Source organism: Streptomyces bacillaris (assembly GCF_003268675.1).
GTDB lineage: Bacteria > Actinomycetota > Actinomycetes > Streptomycetales > Streptomycetaceae > Streptomyces > Streptomyces bacillaris.
The window spans coordinates 1530743-1532802 of the sequence record NZ_CP029378.1 but is presented as its reverse complement, the minus strand read 5'-3'; the positions used below and the strand labels follow the sequence as shown (position 1 = coordinate 1532802).

Below are 2060 nucleotides of genomic sequence, written 5' to 3'. Positions count from 1 at the left end.
CCGCAACCGGAGCACCTGTACTGACCGCAGCACCTGCACCACCCCAGCCTTTCCACCACCCCAGCCTTTCCAGCACCCCCAGTGAACGAGGACCCGATGAGCGAGCCCGGCACCCGGCCCACCGCCTCCCCCGCATCCCCCCTGGACCCCGCGCCCCCGGAGGAGTTCGTCGAGGCGGCCCGGCTCGCCCCGGACCACTGGCTCTATCTGGCCGACCCCGCCTGGAAGGGCGAGGGTCCGCCCCCGGAGTGGGCCGTCATCGGCCAGTGGCGCTCCGACTCCGCGGGCGAGATCGTCGAGTGGGAGGACAACCCGGACTACCGCCCCTCGCCGGAGGCGATGGGGTGGCCCGAGCCCCTGGACCCGGTGGACCGGGCCGTCCAGCTCGCCACCACCGGTTACGGCCCCGTCGAGGACGTCACCGCCGCACTGGCCGGGGCCGAGGTCGCGGTGCCGGTCACCGCCGACGGCGAGCCGGTGCGCGCCTCGGCGCCCGACGGTACGGCGGTGGTCCCCGTCTACACCTCGCCGGGCTACCTCCACAGCCTCGGGCAGCTCCGCTCCGTGACCCTGCCCCTGGCGGAACTGCTCACGCGCCTCCCGGCCGGTCACAGCCTCAGCCTCAACAGCTCGGCCCCGGTGAGCATGGTGCTGGCCGCCGAAGGCCTGGCGGACGAACCAGGGAAGACGGCGGAGGAGCCGGGGAGCGCGGCGGGGGAGCCGGAGACCCCGGCCCCGTAGGGGAGTATCACCCCTTTTATCCGCTCACGTCCCTCCCTCGGGATCGCGCATTGCGCGTTCCCGACCCCGCGTTTCCTTTCTTTCAGGGTCACCGACCGACAAAGCTCGTCACGTACGGCGCCGAGATACGCCCATCGGAAGAGCGATCCCTGAATCGAGGAGCGTCCCGTCCGTGAAATCCCAGCGTGAAATTCTGACCCCGCAGATGCTGCGGTACGACGACTTCGACGACCGGGCGGAAACCCGGTATCTGCCCTACCTGATGTATTTCCACCGGGCGGACTACCGCTCCGCCACGATCAACACCGATCGGCTGGGATTCCGCATCTCCCACGGCGCCACCGAGCGGGGATCGGTCGCGAACGCGCCCAAGGGCCCGGTCCGGCTGCTGGCCGGCAGCTCCACGCCGTTCGGGATCGGAGCGACCGATGACGGCGCGACCATGGCGTCACGGCTCTGGAGCCGGTACGCGCCGTCCGTCCCCTGGCTCAACTTCGCTGGGCGCAGCCACAATTCGATGCAGGAGCTGCTGCTGTTCCTGATGCACCGGGAGCTGGTCCCCGAGATCGACGAGATCGTCGTGTTCTCCGGCCTCAACGACCTGGCGCTCAGCCGGCTGCCCGATGCCCAGCGCGGTGACCACGGCGGATTCTTCAACTGCGGTGAGTACTTCGACCAGATGGAGGAGTTGCGCGCCTCCCACCGCAAGGCCAGACGGGGCTTCGGCCGACGCGCGGCCGGGCCGGAGGGCGAGCCGCACGTGGTGCCCCCGCTCGCGGACCGGATCGCGTACGCCGTCGACCTGACGTCACGTCACCTCGCCGCGCTCCGGCTGCTGGCCGGACCGTCCGGCGCCCGTATCACCTACGTACTCCAGCCGTTGGCGACCTGGGTACGGGAGTCGGGGTCACCCGAGGAGAAGGCGGTCTTCGGGGAACTCGACGACATCTCCAACTTCTGGGAGCTGTACGGGGACATCGCCACCCTGGAGACCGGCCGCCGGTACGCCGACGCACTCCGCGTCGCCTGCGAGGCGCAGGACGTCCGCTTCCTGGACATGAGCGCCGTCCTCGCCGAGTCCGTCACGGGGAACGACTGGCTCTATGTGGACCGGGCGCATTTCACCGACCACGGCACGGAAATCACCTCCCGGCTGCTGGCCGAATCCCTCGGGCTTTCCTGAACGCCCGAGGGATTCGGGCTTTCCTGAACGGCCCGCCGGTTCCCGTGCGCCTTCGCGCGTTCCCGTACGCCTCTGTGCATTCCCTTACACCTCCAGGCAAGAGAGGGCTGTCTGCCATGTCGTTCGTGCGAAAAAT

At 69.9% G+C, this 2060-nt stretch carries 2 protein-coding genes; both read left to right on the top strand.

Annotated features, from left to right (window positions below):
* The first annotated feature begins 96 nt into the window (after window positions 1–96).
* Window positions 97–741: a type VII secretion system-associated protein gene (locus DJ476_RS06270; RefSeq protein WP_112490056.1), complete on the top strand. Its 645-nt coding sequence runs from the start codon at window positions 97–99 to the stop codon at window positions 739–741.
* A 172-nt stretch (window positions 742–913) separates the two neighbouring features.
* Complete coding sequence (locus tag DJ476_RS06265) at window positions 914–1924, top strand: Inducer of phenazine A (protein WP_112490055.1); 1011 nt, start codon at window positions 914–916, stop codon at window positions 1922–1924.
* Window positions 1925–2060 lie beyond the last annotated feature (136 nt).

Coding starts and splice junctions, on each gene's coding strand:
- DJ476_RS06270 (WP_112490056.1), top strand. CDS start 97: ATGAGCGAGCCCGGCACCCGGCCCACCGCCTCCCCCGCATCCCCCCTG.